Annotated in this window: 14 protein-coding genes and 1 pseudogene; 7 read left to right on the plus strand and 8 right to left on the minus strand. The window is 66.4% G+C overall.

Annotated elements, in window-relative coordinates:
* From MJ797_RS00010 to MJ797_RS00020, 3 genes are all read left to right on the plus strand, one after another.
* Positions 1-1,246 (plus strand): RHS repeat-associated core domain-containing protein (locus MJ797_RS00010; RefSeq protein ID WP_239328199.1); only part of this gene is annotated, 1,246 nt, incomplete at its 5' end.
* Positions 1,247-1,315: 69 nt separating this feature from the next.
* Positions 1,316-2,080, plus strand: coding sequence for a barstar family protein (locus MJ797_RS00015; RefSeq protein WP_239328457.1), 765 nt, complete (start codon positions 1,316-1,318; stop codon positions 2,078-2,080).
* A gap of 537 nt (positions 2,081-2,617) precedes the next feature.
* The gene (locus MJ797_RS00020) at positions 2,618-4,060 is read left to right on the plus strand and encodes an ATP-binding protein (protein WP_239328468.1); all 1,443 of its coding nucleotides are present in this window, start codon (positions 2,618-2,620) and stop codon (positions 4,058-4,060) included.
* 241 nt (positions 4,061-4,301) lie between these two features.
* Here the strand turns inward: MJ797_RS00020 and MJ797_RS00025 are convergent, their stop codons facing one another.
* From MJ797_RS00025 to MJ797_RS00040, 5 genes and pseudogenes are all read right to left on the minus strand, one after another.
* The gene (locus MJ797_RS00025) at positions 4,302-5,396 is read right to left on the minus strand and encodes an ATP-binding protein (protein WP_239328479.1); all 1,095 of its coding nucleotides are present in this window, start codon (positions 5,394-5,396) and stop codon (positions 4,302-4,304) included.
* Positions 5,393-5,794, minus strand: coding sequence for an ATP-binding protein (locus MJ797_RS00030; protein WP_308128262.1), 402 nt, complete (start codon positions 5,792-5,794; stop codon positions 5,393-5,395). Before MJ797_RS00030 ends, MJ797_RS00025 begins: the two co-directional genes overlap by 4 nt.
* Before the next feature lie 258 nt (positions 5,795-6,052).
* Positions 6,053-6,199 (minus strand): type II toxin-antitoxin system PemK/MazF family toxin, encoded by a 147-nt coding sequence (locus MJ797_RS27155; RefSeq protein ID WP_305039645.1) that lies wholly within the window; start codon positions 6,197-6,199, stop codon positions 6,053-6,055.
* Positions 6,200-6,275: 76 nt separating this feature from the next.
* Positions 6,276-6,380 (minus strand): annotated as a pseudogene (locus MJ797_RS27315) (type II toxin-antitoxin system PemK/MazF family toxin); the annotation flags it as partial.
* 137 nt (positions 6,381-6,517) lie between these two features.
* Positions 6,518-7,369 (minus strand): DUF72 domain-containing protein, encoded by an 852-nt coding sequence (locus tag MJ797_RS00040; RefSeq protein WP_239330155.1) that lies wholly within the window; start codon positions 7,367-7,369, stop codon positions 6,518-6,520.
* Between the two features lie 146 nt (positions 7,370-7,515).
* On the opposite strand from MJ797_RS00040, the gene MJ797_RS00045 reads away from it, so the two are divergent.
* The gene (locus MJ797_RS00045; protein ID WP_239328497.1) at positions 7,516-7,659 is read left to right on the plus strand and encodes a hypothetical protein; all 144 of its coding nucleotides are present in this window, start codon (positions 7,516-7,518) and stop codon (positions 7,657-7,659) included.
* Between the two features lie 64 nt (positions 7,660-7,723).
* On the opposite strand, the gene MJ797_RS00050 is transcribed toward MJ797_RS00045, so the two are convergent.
* Together MJ797_RS00050 and MJ797_RS00055 are read right to left on the minus strand one after the other, a co-directional pair.
* The gene (locus MJ797_RS00050; RefSeq protein WP_239328515.1) at positions 7,724-8,167 is read right to left on the minus strand and encodes a TA system VapC family ribonuclease toxin; all 444 of its coding nucleotides are present in this window, start codon (positions 8,165-8,167) and stop codon (positions 7,724-7,726) included.
* Positions 8,164-8,406, minus strand: a complete 243-nt coding sequence (locus MJ797_RS00055) for a type II toxin-antitoxin system VapB family antitoxin (protein ID WP_239328524.1) — start codon at positions 8,404-8,406, stop codon at positions 8,164-8,166. Before MJ797_RS00055 ends, MJ797_RS00050 begins: the two co-directional genes overlap by 4 nt.
* Before the next feature lie 275 nt (positions 8,407-8,681).
* On the opposite strand from MJ797_RS00055, the gene tgmA reads away from it, so the two are divergent.
* The 3 genes from tgmA to MJ797_RS00070 are packed head-to-tail and all read left to right on the plus strand — an operon-like array spanning position 8,682 to position 11,268.
* On the plus strand, positions 8,682-9,026 hold the full coding sequence (gene tgmA / locus MJ797_RS00060; protein WP_239328559.1) for a putative ATP-grasp-modified RiPP: 345 nt from the start codon (positions 8,682-8,684) through the stop codon (positions 9,024-9,026).
* Positions 9,027-9,029: 3 nt separating this feature from the next.
* Positions 9,030-10,061, plus strand: a complete 1,032-nt coding sequence (gene tgmB / locus MJ797_RS00065) for an ATP-grasp ribosomal peptide maturase (RefSeq protein ID WP_374581045.1) — start codon at positions 9,030-9,032, stop codon at positions 10,059-10,061.
* Entirely contained in the window at positions 10,051-11,268 is a 1,218-nt protein-coding gene (locus MJ797_RS00070) for a methyltransferase domain-containing protein (protein WP_239328573.1), read from the plus strand. Before tgmB ends, MJ797_RS00070 begins: the two co-directional genes overlap by 11 nt.
* A gap of 45 nt (positions 11,269-11,313) precedes the next feature.
* On the opposite strand, the gene MJ797_RS00075 is transcribed toward MJ797_RS00070, so the two are convergent.
* Positions 11,314-15,624, minus strand: coding sequence for an FtsK/SpoIIIE domain-containing protein (locus tag MJ797_RS00075; protein WP_239328584.1), 4,311 nt, complete (start codon positions 15,622-15,624; stop codon positions 11,314-11,316).
* Positions 15,625-15,775 lie beyond the last annotated feature (151 nt).

Raw genomic sequence — 15,775 nt, forward strand, 5'->3', positions numbered from 1 at the left:
CCCGGCCCGGCGGGTCACCGCCGTCCATGGCACCGGCTGGTCTGAGCGGTACGCCTACGATGCCGCGGGGAACATCACCGACGCGTCCTGGCCGGTGCCCGCGCAGCGCGACGGGCGCGAGGGCCGCGACGGGCTGGGTACTGCTGCGCAGGGTGGCCGGGAGTACGCCGGCACGTTGATCCGCCGGGCTGGCGGCGTCCGCTACGAGCACGACGCCCAGGGACGGGTGACGCTACGCCAGCAGAAACGGCTGTCGGCGGGGCCGCGGACCTGGCGGTACAGCTGGGACGGCGAGGACCGGCTGACCGGGGTGACCACCCCGGACGGCCAGCGCTGGCGCTACGCCTATGACCCGTTCGGCCGGCGGATCACCAAGCAGCGCCTCGGCGACGAAGACGGGGTGGCCGAGCAGGTCGACTTCGCCTGGGACGGCGTCGTCCTCGCCGAACAGCACCACACCACCGCCGACGCTCTGCCGTCCCACGTCACGACCTGGGACTGGGAACCCGGCGGCTTCCGCCCCCTCACCCAGGCCGACCGCCGCCCGACGACCGGCGCCCCAGGCGACAAAACCGGCGGCGACCGTGACGACGCTGGCAGGGACGGTGACGACCAGGCCGAGCAGGCGTGGTTCGACGCCCAGTTCCACGCCATCATCACCGACCTGGTCGGTACCCCCACCGAACTGATCGACCCCGACGGGGACCTCGTCTGGCAGGCCCGGACCACCCTGTGGGGCGCCAGCCCACCACCGGCCGCCGGTGACCTCGCCTGTCCGCTGCGTTTCCCGGGCCAGTACCACGACCCCGAAACCGGCCTGCACTACAACTACCACCGCTACTACGATCCCGAGACCGCCCGCTACGACTCCACCGACCCCCTCGGTCTCGCCCCCGCCCCCAACCCCCACACCTACGTCCCCAACCCTCTCGACTGGTTCGACCCCCTCGGCCTCGCCCCATACAGGTTGTCGGATCCCCTGCCCAGGGGGATGAACAACAAGATCGCTTCTGCCTACGACGACGTGAGGGCAGGGCGGATTCCTTCGCACGACACCTATGCAGGGCATGAATATCCGTGGTGGGCAGGATCTAAGGAATACCGCGTGCCTGGTAGGCCGGAAAGCGACAGGATCCTGGAAAAGGAGTTGCCCAACGGCGTCAAGGTGTACGGTTGGACATCCACGCATTACACGAAGATTCAACGCTTCAGTGCACCCCACTTCCCTGACTCGGGGTGGAATTAGTAGCCTTATTCGTTAGCTGGCGCGGTGACACTTCGGTGTCGCCCTGCCAGCTCCGGTTAGGGGGCAAGTATGACTGGTAAATTGTCTATGGTGATTGAGACGGATTTCCCGCTGTACGTGGTGGCCGATGAGGAGTCCGGAGATGTACTCGTCACGGCCGAAGAGGTAGAGGGATTTTTTGTTGACCCGGAGGAGGAGGCGCCGGAAGTAGTATTCCTGAGGGCTCATGAGGTTGCCAGGGGTCGGCGAAGGGCTGAAGGCGCAGTACTGGAGATTGTTAATCGTCGACGGGAAAAGATTGGCGAGTACTTCGTCGGCCGGGTTGTACTCGGCGATGTCGGCGCAGAATCGTCAGACGGCAAAATTTCGAGTGTTCCGTATCGATTCTTTGGCAATCGCTGCGAGTATCCCGGGGCTGCAAAAATCTGGCGACGCTGGGCATTGGGCGTCGCAATAGAGAAGGGGGAATGGCTTCGATGGCCAACGAGTCAGCACAGCGCCTGGCTCCATGTTGTCCAGAATTCTTGGTTTACCTTGAATAATAGGGCTGCCCGCTATGGAGTCGATGACGTCGTACATTTGGATGGCGCCCAAATCTCCACGAAGTCGGGATTCTTCTGCGCATTGGGCGAGGCGGCTAATGGTCCTGGTGGGTACTTTGGGTCAAATCTTGATGCTCTGGCTGACTGCATTTCTTCGAGTTTTGGAGAGGGGCCTCCGGTGAAGATTATTTGGCGAGATTTTCGAGTGTCCCAGGAGTTGCTGGATCGTGCCTTTGTGGATTCGGTAATGGAGGTTATGCATGAATTTAACGTGGATGTCACTATTTGCTGATTTCTGTTTATTGTGAATATGCGCAAGTAAATTTGAAGCCTCGTCAGACGGTTCCTGGTGTGGCTTCTGCGGTGGGTGACGGCAGTAGTTGACGGCAACGTCAGGAGTGAACGCCGAATCCCATGCCGGGCTCCGCCCCCGCGCCCGTGACGCGTTCGATAGGGGCGGGCGGTGGTAGGTGCCCCTCCGGGCCAGGGCGACCCGCTCCCGGCGGCGTGCTGTTCATCGTCCCCCTCCGGGGTCGGTACCCTCCTGCGTCCTCCTACATCAGCCCGGCGGTTTCTCGTGTCTGTTACCGAGTTCCGACAGTCCATCTGCTGCTCCTGTTCCTCGTCGTAGCGCTGCTGGCTGGCGTCCGTCGTGTCGGCGGCGCTGCCCTCTTTGTGGCCCTTTTGCGTCAGCCGAGGCGCACTGCCGCCTGAGCGACGTAGTTAACGATGTTGTCGGGGAATGCCTGTAGGTCGAGATCGAGCGCCCCGTGAGATAACTCCATCGTGGTGAACTACAGTGGACTGTAGTTCCGGGGCGAGGAGTGAGATGGCCAGTGCGGGGTTTGTCGGGCGGGCGGCCGAGCTTGCGCGGCTCGACGCGCTGTTCGGGCGGGTGGGGGACGCGCGCCGTGACCTGCCGGGCGTGGCGGTGCTGCTGCGTGGCCGGCGTCGGGTCGGCAAGTCGCGGCTCGTCGAGGTGTTCTGCGAGCGGGCCGGCCTGCCGTTCGTGTTCTTCCAGGCGAGCCAGGGCGCCGATCCCGCGGCTGAGCGGGCGGCGTTCGCCGCGGCCGTACTCGAGTCCGACATCCCGGGCCGGGAACTGTTCGAGGGAGGTACGGTCCTGCCGACGTGGGCAGCGCTGTTCCGCCAGCTTGCGGCGGCGCTGCCCGCCGACGCCCCGAGCATCGTGGTCATCGACGAGCTGCCCTGGCTGATCGAAACCGACCCGGCGTTGGAAGGAGCCCTGCAGACGGCGTGGGACTCGCTGCTCTCGCGGAAACCGGTCCTGCTCGTCCTGATCGGCTCCGACCTGGCGATGATGGAGCGGCTTGACGACTATCGGCGACCGTTCCACCAGCGCGGCACAGTCATGGTGCTGCCTCCGCTGAACCCCGCCGAGGTCGGCACCATGATTGGCCTGCCGACCGCCGAAGCCATCGACGCATACCTGATCACTGGCGGCCTGCCGCTGATCTGCCAGGAATGGGGCAGCGGCCAGTCGGTCGAGAGCTTCCTCGCCGTCTCCCTCGCCGATCCGACGTCGGCGCTGCTCGTCTCGGGGGAACGCTCGCTTGCCGCCGAGTTCCCCGGTTATGTCCAGGCCCGGAGCGTGCTGGCCGCGATCGGACATGGCGAACGCACGTGGAGCGGCATCCGGGCAGCGTCCGCAAGCGCGGAGCCGATGGCGGCGAGTTCGCTGACGAACGCGCTGCGTCTGCTGGAAGCCAAGCGGGTGGTCGCCGTCGACACCCCGCTCTCCACCAAGCCTGCCGAGAAGGAGCGTCGTTACCGGGTAGCCGACCCCTATCTTCGGTTTTATCTCGCCTACCTTGCCGCCGGCCTGCCGCTGGTCGAACGCGGACGGGGTGATCTGCTGCTGCGGCGGGTGCATCGTTCCTGGACCACGTGGCGTGGCCGGGCCGTCGAGCCGGTGGTGCGGGAGGCATTGCTGCGCATTGCCCCCGAGCTCGGCTGGCCCGAGGTGGAAGCTGTCGGCGGATGGTGGAACCGGCAGAACAACCCCGAGATTGACCTGGTCGGGGCCGACCGTACGGGCGCCGCCAACCGGATAATCTTCGCGGGTAGCATCAAATGGCAGACAGCGAAGCCTTTCGACCAACGCGACCATGCCGCTCTGATACGAGACGTCGCGGCGGTGCCGGGCGTCGACCCGGGTACGAAGCTGCTCGCCGTCAGCCGGACCGGCGTTGCCGCCGATCTGCCATTGCGGTCGGTCGGCCCGGACGAGATCATGACTGCCTGGCGATGACATGCTGGCAGGCGGTGCAGTGGGCCGCGAGCTGTTGTCGGAGATGACCGCGGACGCGGTGGCGATGGGTATGTACGCGTCACCGGCGCCTACCGACACCGGTGACGCGGCCTGATCGCGCCGGCCCAGGTGTGGGACGTTGACTACCAGTTGCTCTCACAGACCGTGACAGGCGGTGGCCGGGAACGGGTTGGAAGGCCAGGCTGCTGCAATGCCGTGACTACAGCCACAGCCCGAATGGTTATGTCACCGAGGTCGACGACATGCTCGTCGGTCTATGCCGTGCGACCCCCAAGAGATCTTTGGCTGCCTCAGTGAGGACCCAGCGGGCGGCTCGGCCCGTGCCTCCAGGTTCCACCAGTTCCAGGCGCCGGAGCCGCTGGAGCTCCTCGCGTATTGTCCGGTCGGACATTCCCGGGTTGACGTTCGTTGCTGCAATAAGATCACGTAGGGGAAGGGATGTGCCGGCAGCCAGAAGTTCCTGTAGTACGGCCATGCCCTCTCGGGAGACGCCGCGATCCCGAAGATGCGCCGGCACGGCGCCACGGCGGTGGAACGTCACCAGCACACTCGTTCCCGTATCGATGATCGTCGGTGGGAAGATCCTGGTCGCCTCCACTATTCTGATCATACGTTGGATGCCGCTGCCAAGGCTGTCGACGACGCCGCGGCGGTAGAGGGCGCCAGCGATCAGTGGATTCCACGGCTGGGACTCGTGCGGTCGCAGGAGGTCGTCGACGGACAGGCCGAAATGCAGGCCGCCGATGCTCGCGACCTCGACTCGGTCGTCGTAGATGAAAACACTGATCGACCCGGCAGCGGTGCTGTACTCGCGGTGCGAGATGGCGTTGGCCAGTGCCTCCCGCAACGCCAGCACTGGGATCTCTGGCTGGTCATGGCGGATCATGCTGCTAGGGTCCAAGCGTGTCGCGACCGGCAGGTGGGTCCGGCAGAATTCCTCGGCCTGGCGCAACAGCGTGAAGGCGTTGCCGTGTAGTTGGCGTTCGTCGGCGATGGATTCGCCACGAATGGTCCCGTGGAAACGGGCGAGTTTGACCAGGCACTGGGGATAGTCGGGGAGTAGTCGTTCGCTTCTGGCGAACAGGACCGCACCAGCGTTGAGGATGCGTTCGCCCTTGACCAGGCCGAGGCCGCGCAGTAGATCGAGGGGATCACGGCTGAGCGGTTCGCTGACCCGCCCCCGGCGGACCGCATCGTCGAGCGCCCGTGCGATTTCCGCGTGGTCGAGGTCGTCGGGTGCCAGAGCGTGCTGGCTCGATCTCCCACCGGTCGGATGTGTGCATCTGTTCGAGGAACAGCCGCTCGTACTCTTCACGGGACATGACGGCCGTGACCGCGCCGGATTCTCTTGTAGGCGACACCTTTGTACCGGTAAGGCCGATACCGGCCCTGTGGGACTGCCACCACGATTACTTCCCGGCCTTCCGCGACGGTTACTCTCTCCATGGTCGGCATGATCTCGGGATCAAACGGCGCCAGCGCCGCATGAAGTTTCTCCAGCGTTTCGTCGGTGACCTGCTGACCCACGATGTGGCCGTCTGGACGGACACCGAACAGCACCCGACCGCCGTGCAGGTTTACCATCCCACATAGCGTGCGGGCTGCCGCCGTTCGCTGGCCCGTCGACTCCTTGAATTCCTGGTGATCAGATTCGCCCTCGGATGCCCACCTGGCAATCTGATCAGTAGCCACCGGCTCGGGTATCGAAGTCACAGTGGATCACATTACCTGTAACTGTCGCGTTCGATATAAGGATCTTCTGGGGTGGATGCAGTTTCTTGATCATTTTCGGCATGTCCTTCCAGCCAATGTGTCGCCGACTATCGTGTGATCTACGAGGTGCATGACGACGTCCTGCTCGGCCTCGTTGTCCCTGTCGCCCACCGTCACGGGGTCTACCACCGGATCTGATTTCGCATGTCCGTCCCGGATATCGGCCGCGAAGCCGGCGCACGGGATGATCTTTTGTCGCTACAGCACCAGGACCCGGCGCAGCCCTCGCTCTACGTCGGCGACCAGCCACGCGGGGATCTCGCCGACCCGGCTCTCGAGGTCGGCGCGGTCGAGGGTGGCGACCTGGGTGACATTGGCCACCGAGTCCTTCGGGATGCCGGTCACGGCCGCCGGCAGGAACAACGTTGCCCGGCATCGCGGCCAGCCGCAGATTCCTCGTCACGGCCACCACGACGACGGTGCGCAGTCTGCTGCGGTTGAAGGGGGCGGCCGCCTGCACGACCACGACCGGCCGGCGTAATGCCGGCGCCGACCCGCGGGGCTCGCCGAGGTCGGCCCACCACAGGTCCCCTCGGCCTTATCGCCAACGCGCTGTGCGATCCGCTGCCGCGTCTGGCGGACGCCGCCGCTTATTGATGATCGGCGCGGGTTTGTCGTTGGGGACGGTTTTGGACCGGATAAGCATACCCAGCGACAAACTGTTCAGAAGAGAGTTGGCGGCCCGGTCGGTATCGGCTGAGGCAGCGCATCGAGTTCGGGCAGGCGTACCCGTACGCTGTCATGGAAGCGGCGCGCGAGTTGCGGTGCGTCGGCGTTGTCCGGGGTGTGAATAAAGACAGTGGGTGATCGGCCCTCGCGCAGCCATTCGACGACAATGTCAATCCAACGCTGCCAGCCTTCGATCGTCCGTGCGGAAGCGTCGCGGCCGAGGTAGCGGATGATCGGCCGGTCGGTCAACGCGAGCGATCGGAGCGGCACGCGCGGCTTCTTGATCCATGCGTCTCGTTCAGCGTCGCTCTGTGGCGGACTTTGAAAGAATACGGTGGTGTCGAACGGAATCCATTCGGCGGCTGCGCTGGCAAGTGCTCCTTCGAGAAGCCGCGCCGCACGGGGGTCGCTGAAGAATGCGGGGTGGCGGACCTCCACAGCGTACCGGTGGGACCTGGTGAGCTGGCGCAGAAAGCGGGCAAGTGTGGGGACGTCGGCGGGGGTAAACGATCCTGGAAGCTGTATCCAGAGGGCATGGGCCCGTGGGCCGAGTGGCTCGATCGCTTCCAGGAAGGCGTGCAGTACCTCGTCAACGTCCGTAAGACGGCGTTCATGCGTGATAATTTTCGGCATTTTGATCACGAATCGAAAATCGGTGTCGGTCTGCCGTGCCCACGAGGCTACGGTGCTTTTGGCCGGCGTTGCATAGAACGTTGTGTTCCCTTCGACCGCGTTGCACCAACTGGCGTAGTGTTGCAGGCGTTCGTGGGACGGGAGCGGGTGCGCCAGAAAGCGTCCTTGCCAAGACGTGTGCGTCCACATCGCGCATCCCACATGACAACGCATGCCCCAAGCCCCCATGAACAAATCCGCCCGAAGGGCCGGGCCCAAGCTTGCCCGCCAAGCCGTGCCCGCGTCACATGTACCGTACCGGTGTCGTCTATCGACCACTCCACTGGCCCATGTTCGCGGCATGTCATCCGGTCAAGATCATGAGCCCCGCCCGGCTGGAGTACCGGGAACGCGCCTGGCTCGCCCGGTTCCGCGGGCTCTACGCCGCGCACCGCGATCCGTCCACCGCCTGGGCAGCCGTCCGGGACAGCCCCGGCCTGGACTGGACACCGACGCCCGGCTGACCGCGGCCTACATCAGCTGGGAGCACGCGATCGACGACCGTTGGCGCGGGTCGGTTCTCGCGCGTCAATGCCTACCCAGGATGAGGGGGTTCTGGATGACCAGGTCCGGGAAGCGCCCGAAGTCGCGGTCGGCGCTCCACAACGTCCGAACACCGTTTACGTGGCACAGGGTGGCTATCCGGGCGTCATGGACCATCGGACCCCGCACTTTTCCGGATTCGATCATGGATCGTAGTGTCGGCCAGTACGTCACTCCTTCATGGAGCAACGTCAGCGACGGTGAGCCGAGCCACGCCTCCACCTGTGCTATGGCCTCGGCTGGGCTGCTGGGCGGATCGTAGATACGCGCGTGCGTCACAGTCGAGTAGAACTCGTGCACGCACGGCCATGGAATCGCCCACGCAGCCGGCGACTCGGCGAGGCTGCGGACAGCGGCAGCCGCCGGTTCGTGGAACGGCGAGTCACGCCGGTGCGCATGGACAAGGATGTTCGTGTCGACCGCGATCATGCACGGTCACCGTAGATTGCCGCACGCACTTCGTTCCAGCCGCTGTCGCGGAACTCCGGGCGCAGGCCGTTGCCGTTCACCGACGCGTCCGGCAACCGAAACTGGGACGCCGAGCGGCGCCGCTCAAGGGCGGCGCGCAGCCCCTCCTCGACGAGGTTCCGCAGCGTGGTGCCTTCAGCGCGGGCCACGTCCTGTGCCTCGCGCACCAGCACCTCTGGCAAGTCCACGGTCGTTTTCATACTGCTAACCGTACCTCCGCTGCCGTACTCCCGTACCATGAATCGGCCGTACCGCTCTACCGTGTGTCACCATCGGGATCTTGGCAGGGCCGTTGGTTTCTTGTCGGGCGGCCTGATCGCGCGCTGGCGGGTGCGGGGCTATCGAACGGCGAGGTAGCGGGCTCTGTCGTCAATTAGCCGCGAAGAGTTGTTGTCGCTGGCAGGAATTCTCTGGATACTGAGGGTTCATCCTGAGTGTGCGGGATGGGCTGTTGCTTCCAGAGGGAGGTCGTTGCATGGGCGTGCTGTTTCCGTCCGAGGACAGGCTGCCGATGTATCCGCGCACTGGTCTTGCACCCGAGGTGCCAACGGGAACCGTGCGGCCGTGGGGGGTGCGGCGGATGGAGCCGCACAGGGCGCGTGGCGAGGCGGCCGGGCCGAGGGTGGTGCGGGTGGATCTCGACCCGGTAACACAGACCGCTGTCTGTTACGACGCTGATGGACATGTGCTCGACACGGGCAGGCACAGCAGGACCTACCAGGGCACGGAGCGCTCGACCGCGACCGAAGGCAGCCGGGGTGATGGCCAGCACGGGGATCCGGACACGGACTTCGCGCAGGACTCGAACCCGGTGGACTGAGCGGTGTCGGATCAGCGGCCTGTGCTGGTCGTGACCCAGCTCGACGACCCGACCGCCGATCTGGTGGTCGCCGCGCTGAACGAGCGGAATGTACCGGTAGTGCGGTTCGACACCGCTGACTTCCCCACGCATCTGTCGTTCGCGGCGACGGTAGGCGCGGGGGACACCCGTGATGACCGCGGTGCCTTTGGTGGAATTTATAATCTTGATAACTATTGTCATATTGATGGCGTTGGCGGCTGGCTGCGGGCACGCTCCCGGACGGTGTTGCTCTCGGCTGTGCGCTCGTTGTACTACCGTCGCCCGAGCGCGTTTGTTTTTCCGGAAATGGCCCCGCAGGACCGGGCCTTCGCGATATTGCAGGCCCGTTACGGGCTCGGCGGGGTCCTGACCTCGTTGCCGGGTTGTCTGTACGTCAATCATCCCCATCGGATCGCCGACGCGGAGCTCAAACCGGCACAGCTGGCCGTTGCCGCGGAGGTTGGCTTCACGGTGCCGCCGACGTTGGTAACCAATGACCCGGCGGCCGCGCGGGCGTTCGCCGGTGCGGTCGGTCCGGTAGTGTACAAGCCGCTGCGGCTGCTGCCCTATGCCGATGCTGAGGGCCGTGCGCGGACGGTGTGGGTTCGAGAGGTGGATGCCGCCGACTTTGACGAAGCAATACAGCATACCGTTCATCTTGTCCAGGCTAAAGTCGACAAAGCGGCGGATGTCCGAATTACAGTGATTGGCCGGGAGGTATTCGCGGTCAGAATTGACAGCGAACACCTTGACTGGCGCCGCGATTACAGTACGCTACAGTATACTGTGATTGATATTCCGGATGGTGTGATCCAGGCGGTACGCGCCTACCTGGAGCGGTTCGGGCTGATGTTCGGCGCGTTCGACTTCGCGTTGGACGCGAACGATGTTCTTGTTTTTCTGGAATGTAATCCCAACGGCCAGTGGGCGTGGCTGGAGGAAGAGCATACCGGTCTGCCGATGACGGCGGCACTTGCCGATCTTCTGGCGGGGGGATGCGTTGATGGCCGCTGATACAAAACTGCCGACCGGTGATATCGACAGCCGGTTGGTCACGCTCGCCGATGCGCTGACGGCGCGCGGGGATCTGCGATCGAAGCCCTGGCGGGATGCGTTTCTGGCGACACCGCGGCATGTTTTTCTGCCCAGATTCTACCGGAAAGTCAGTAACAGCCCGCCCACGTACACCCCTGTTATCGCTGATTCGCTGGGCGACCAGGAATGGTTGGATCTGGTGTATACGGATGAGACCTGGATAACGCAGATTTCGGGTAACGACGACCTGTGGGCGCCCAAGCCCCAGGTCCAGCTCGGGATGCCGACCAGTTCATCCACTATGCCGTGCCTGGTGACACGGATGCTGGAGGACCTCGACGTCCAGGACGGGCACCGCGTCCTGGAGATCGGCACCGGCACCGGGTATTCCACGGCGTTGCTCTGCCACCGGCTGGGCGACGCGGACGTGGTCTCGATCGAGTACGACGATGCCGTGGCCGGCCGTGCCGGTGCCGTGCTTGCCCGCATGGGCTACCACCCGACCCTGCTGGTGGCGGACGGCGCTGCCGGCTATCCACGCATGGCCCCCTACGATCGCATTATCACGACATGTTCCTTCACACATGTCTCCTACTTCTGGGTGGAACAGGCCCGGCCCGGCGCGAAGATTTTTGTGATCTTTTCGGGTAGCGTGAAGGGCGGTACGTCGGTCCTGCTGGAGATACGAGAGGACGGCACCGCCAGTGGTTTTCTCGACGCGCGTCCGCTGTTTTTCATGGTATCGCGCCCACAGCTACCCGCCGCGCTACCGATGTTCGTCATTCCCGAGCGGGATCCGTCCCGGGAACGGACCAGCAATCTCGACCCGGCGGTCTTCAACGACGCGACCTTCCGTTTTCTCCTCCAGGCGCGTATCCCCGACCTGTCCTTCATCGGGCTTTTCGGCAGCGCGGAGCGCGATGCTTTTTTTCGGACTTCCGACCCTGATCGTTTCTGTGTCGCCCGGATCCACGATGACGGCACGCTTCGTGTACACGACTATGGAGCCAACCCAGTCTGGTCGATCGTCGAGGACACCCTGTACAGCTGGGATGCCCTCGGCCGTCCCGGGTACAACAGGTTCCTGCTCACGGTCACCCCTGATGAGCAGACCCTCACGATTCCCGGTACCGACCTGTGCTGGCGGATACCCGTACCTGTCCGGACAGCTGCCTGGCGCGCATAGGGCCACCGCCGCTATGCCCATACCTACCGGGTGCGCCCATAAGACCTACCGGGCAAGCTGCACCAAGGCCGTGGTATGGCCGGTGGAGAGGTGACCGCGGCCGGGTGGGGCGGCGAAGAACTGGTCGGGTTCGAGCTTGAAGCCATGCTCGCGTGCCAGTGCTGGGGAGGTGGGGGTGAGCAGCAGCCGGGCGCCGCTGCTCATGATCTCACTGACGACCCGGGCGAGGGATCGGCGTTGACCGGTGAGGATCAGCGCCGCGTCACCGCAGAGCACGAGCGCCTGCCGGCCGAGTGACCCGGGGCTTGCGATGTCCTGCAACAACGTGGGGCCGTCGGCGAAGTTGACCTGCGTCGGGATCAGGGTGATCTGATCGCAGTCGTCGACGACAACCGCGTACCGCTGGTCACCGAAAGCTTCGGCCTCGGCCCGCAGCTCGGTGTCCTTCAGCGTCGTCCCGGTCATGATCCGGACGTCGTCGTCCCCAACGAGTGCGGGCAGTGGTGAGCGCGGTGGGGCGATGATCAGCACGCCGACACCCACCCGCCGCAGACCGCGGGCCACGGCCGCGGCCGCGGCCGTCCGTCCGGAGCCGGCCGGGCCGGAGACGAGCAACAGGTGTGGCCCGGTGCCGAAGAAGTCCAGGCCCACGGTGTTCGCGTCCGGGCCGCCCACGCCGAGCGGGAGCCAGGTGCCGGACAGGGCCGGGTCGGGCACCCGCAGATCGTCGATGGTGACCTGGGTGGGCAGCGCGGGGAACGCGTGTGGCAGCCCGGCGGCGCTCGGCTCGATGCCGGCAAGTCGGGTTGCGACCTGGGCGATCAGTCTGTCGGCGTCGACGTCCGGGCGGCAGATCTGGATGTGTGTCCCGGTGGCGGCGTCCACGGCTCGGCCGGGCATTTCCGGTGGGCTCGCCGTTCTGGACGCCAGGTGTGCCCGGCGTAGTTCCTCCTTGCCGAACGGCAGGAGCAGGCGTCGGTTGAACAGCGTCGCCACCCTGCTGGTGAACAGCTCCTGACCGCCGAGCGGCACGACGTGCACACCGAGCGGCGGCCCGGACAGGGTCACCTCACGCAACGTCGTCAGCAACGACGTTTCCTGGAATGTCGGGTCAGCGCGGTTCTCGAACCGTTCCCAGCCGTCGACCACGACGACGAGCCACGGATCCCGCTGCCCGCCGGCTGCCGTCCCGCCGTCCGATCGCCTGAACTGGCGCCGGCCGACCTCCTCGTTCAGCCAGGTGATGAACCTGCGGATGCGGTCCGGCTCGCTGCCGGCGATCACCGCGCCGCAGTGCGGCAAGTCCGCGTAGGCCGCCAGCCCCGCCGGCTGGTGCTCGATGACGTACACTTGCGCCTGATCGGGCCGGAAGTGTGACGCCAGACTGGTGATCAATGTTCGGGCCAACGTCGTGCGGCCCTGCTGCGGCCCGCCGGCCGCCAGCAGCCTGTCGTGCCCGGCGAGATCAAGCACCACCGGCGGCTGGGCCTGCGCGTCGGGTACGTCGGCGAGACCGTACGGGACGGCCGTCGCGGACGCTTCCTCGGTGGCCCAGGCCGCGAGGCCGTCGAGTGTCAGGTCCGCGGGCAGCGGCGGTAGCAACGGCCGCGGCGGCGCCGGGCGGCCCAGCCTGCGGGCGGCGGCCTCGATCGCGCGGACGGTGCGGGCCTGGTCGGTGGCCGCACCGCCATGGTCGGTCGGTTCCTCGGGCCGCGCGGCGCCGAGCGCGGCCCAGTCCACGATCCGGACGCGGGCGGGGCGTGCCCCACCGACGGGTGGTGGGGCACCCAGGTAGCCAGACTGGAACAGGCGTGGGGTCCGCGTTTCGTCCTTCGTGCACAGGATCATGCCGCGGCCACGCAGCCGGCCGGGGATGGCCGCGGCATCCGGTACGCCCAGGACCTCGACACTGTCGGCCGGTTCGTTCTGCCGTAGCGTGATCCGGAGATCGATGTTGTTCTTCAGCTCGGCCGACAGCTTGCCCTGCAGCGACTGGGTGGCCAGCACCAAGTGCATGCCGAGCGACCGGCCCTTGGCCGCGACGTTGACCAGTGCTCGCAGGAAGTCCGGGGATGTCTCCAGCACCCGCGCGAACTCGTCGAAAATCATCACAAGGCGGGGGAGCGCGGGCAGCCCGGGCGCGGAGCGCAGAGCCTTCCAGTACTCGTCGATCTCGCCGCCGTAGCGGGCGAGCAGGGACTCCCGGCGGTTCACCTCCGCCCGTACCGAGGCGAGCACCCGGTCGGCCGCGGCCTGGTCGAAGACGTCCGCCGGCGTCTCGCCGGTGGAGCGGATGAGCGCGACGACATGCGGGCAGCGTTCGAACGGGAGGAACGCGCTGCCGCCCTTGAAGTCGACGAGGACAAGGTTCAGCTCGTCGGGAGTGTTGGCCAGCAGCAGCGACGTGACGAGCGTCTGCAGCAGGATGCTCTTGCCGGCGCCGGTGGCACCGCCGAGCATCGTGTGCGGACCCTGTCCGGCGAGGTCGACGCTGACCGGCCCGTCCCCATCCGCGCCGAGGAGCACTCGGGTGGTCGGCCCCGGCTGGTCCGCCCATAGGGCGAGCACGTCGTCCGCGGCTGCCATCCCCACGCCGACAAGGTCGAGAAAACGCACCGGGTACGGGATGGCTGTCTCCGCGCTGCCCAGTGACAGCCGGTCACGTAGCGGTGCGACGGCTCGTGCGAGCCAGCTCGCCTCGCCGGGGTCGATGCCCTCGCGGCGGCCGACCGCGGCCCGCTCGCCACGGCGGTGGGTGAGCCGGACGGCACCGCTGTCGTCGACCTGGCATTCGGCGCGGCACTCGTTCATGCCGTGCCGGTCGACGGCGATCACGTACACGCCCGCCTCCGGCCCGTCCCGCAGGATCGCCTTCATACCCGGCAGGTTGCGCAGCGCGAGCGCGCCGTCGAGCAGGACGACGACGTCCTCGGCGAAGCGGACGTTGCTGGCGCCACGGCGTTCGGCGGACCGGATGGTGATCAGATCCCGGAGCTCGGCGATCCGGCTTGCCCGGGTCGCCTCGGTGTTGCCGACCCAGCAGGGCGCCGGGCCCGCGTCACCGGTGGCGACATGCGGTAGCCAGGTGGCCCAGGCCAGGTGGTCACGGCTGCTTGATGTGATCAGGACGATCCGCAGGTCGTCAGGGCTGCGGAGCACGCCGAGCTGAAGCACCAGCCACCGGGCCAGCGCATCCGCCGGGCCGCTCGCACCGGTGACGCCGAGTACACCCACGGCGCGCAGGTCAACCGTCAGCGGCACGCCACGCAGGGCCGGCTCGGTGAACCCGTCCCACCGTTCACCGCGCAGGTCGATCGACGCGGGTTCGCCGGTGGTGCCCACCCGTAGTCGCAGGCCGTCGGGAGAGTCGGCGTTGCGCGGCCACACGCCGCGGCTGGCTCCGGTCGCGGCTAGGGTGAGGTCGAGCTGGTCGGGTGCCTGCGTACGGCGGGCGCTCTCCTCGGCGGCCGCCGCCGTCGCGATGGTACGTAGTGCCTGGGCTTTCTCTGTTTCGAAGCGCCGGTCGTCGGCGGCGCGCTGCCTGCGGCCCACCACCTGGTTGCCGATGACGCTGACAGGACCGAGCAGGCACATCGCCAACACGATGGGGTTACGCATGGCCAGGAAAAGGACTCCACCGACCACGACCGGCAACAGCGCGGGGAGCCAGACGGCGCTTCGGGAGGCGGTATGACGAGCGGGTGCCGCCGGCAGCTCCACCTCGGTCCGCCTGATGTCGGGTGTCGCCGCGAAGGCACGGTCGAAGTCGAGGTGACCATCCTGGCTGCGTGTCGTCGACAGCGGCGAACGCGGCAACGGCACCCAGTCCATGCGGTCGGTACCGATCTCGAGGACGGCGCCGGCCGCAAGGGGAGCAGGCCCGGCTATGGGCACGTCATCGACCAGGGTGCCGTTGCTCGAATCGAGATCTTCCACCGTCACCGTGGCGTCCTGGCGCACTGTGAGCGCCGCGTGCCGGCGGGAGACCTCGTTGCAGGTGAGCACGATCCGCGCCTGCGGGTCCCGGCCCACCAGATGGCATCCTTGATCGAGCCAGACGACCAGGCCGGCGTCGTGCCCGTCGAGTATCCGCAGCGCGCCGACGATGCCGGGCGCAACAGCCCGCGGCTGCGGGCCCGACACGCCGACACTGATCGTCGCGCCGTGCACCAGCGGGCTGTCGACGACGCTCCCAGCGGGGTCGAGCGGCCGGTCGCCGACGAAGCAAGGGCGGTTCCCCACCGGTATCGGCAGCGCGTTGAGCACGGAGCCGACCCCCGTCTCCGGATCGGCTGAAATCTCCACGTCACACCGGGTATCCGTACCGGGGTCGTGCACACTCAGCCTGATGATCATTTTCTGCGTCGCTCCCGAGCGCGTCCGGCATCACCACTGACAGGCATAATCACAGCAGGAAATCATCATTGACACGGCATTGACCGGTTTACGCAGCGCAACAGCGCTGACGACCGTTGATGAGGATGACAAAGAGCGTCCGGCATTGCCC

This window comes from Protofrankia sp. CiP3 (assembly GCF_917627345.1).
In the GTDB taxonomy this organism is placed as follows: Bacteria; Actinomycetota; Actinomycetes; order Frankiales; family Frankiaceae; genus Protofrankia.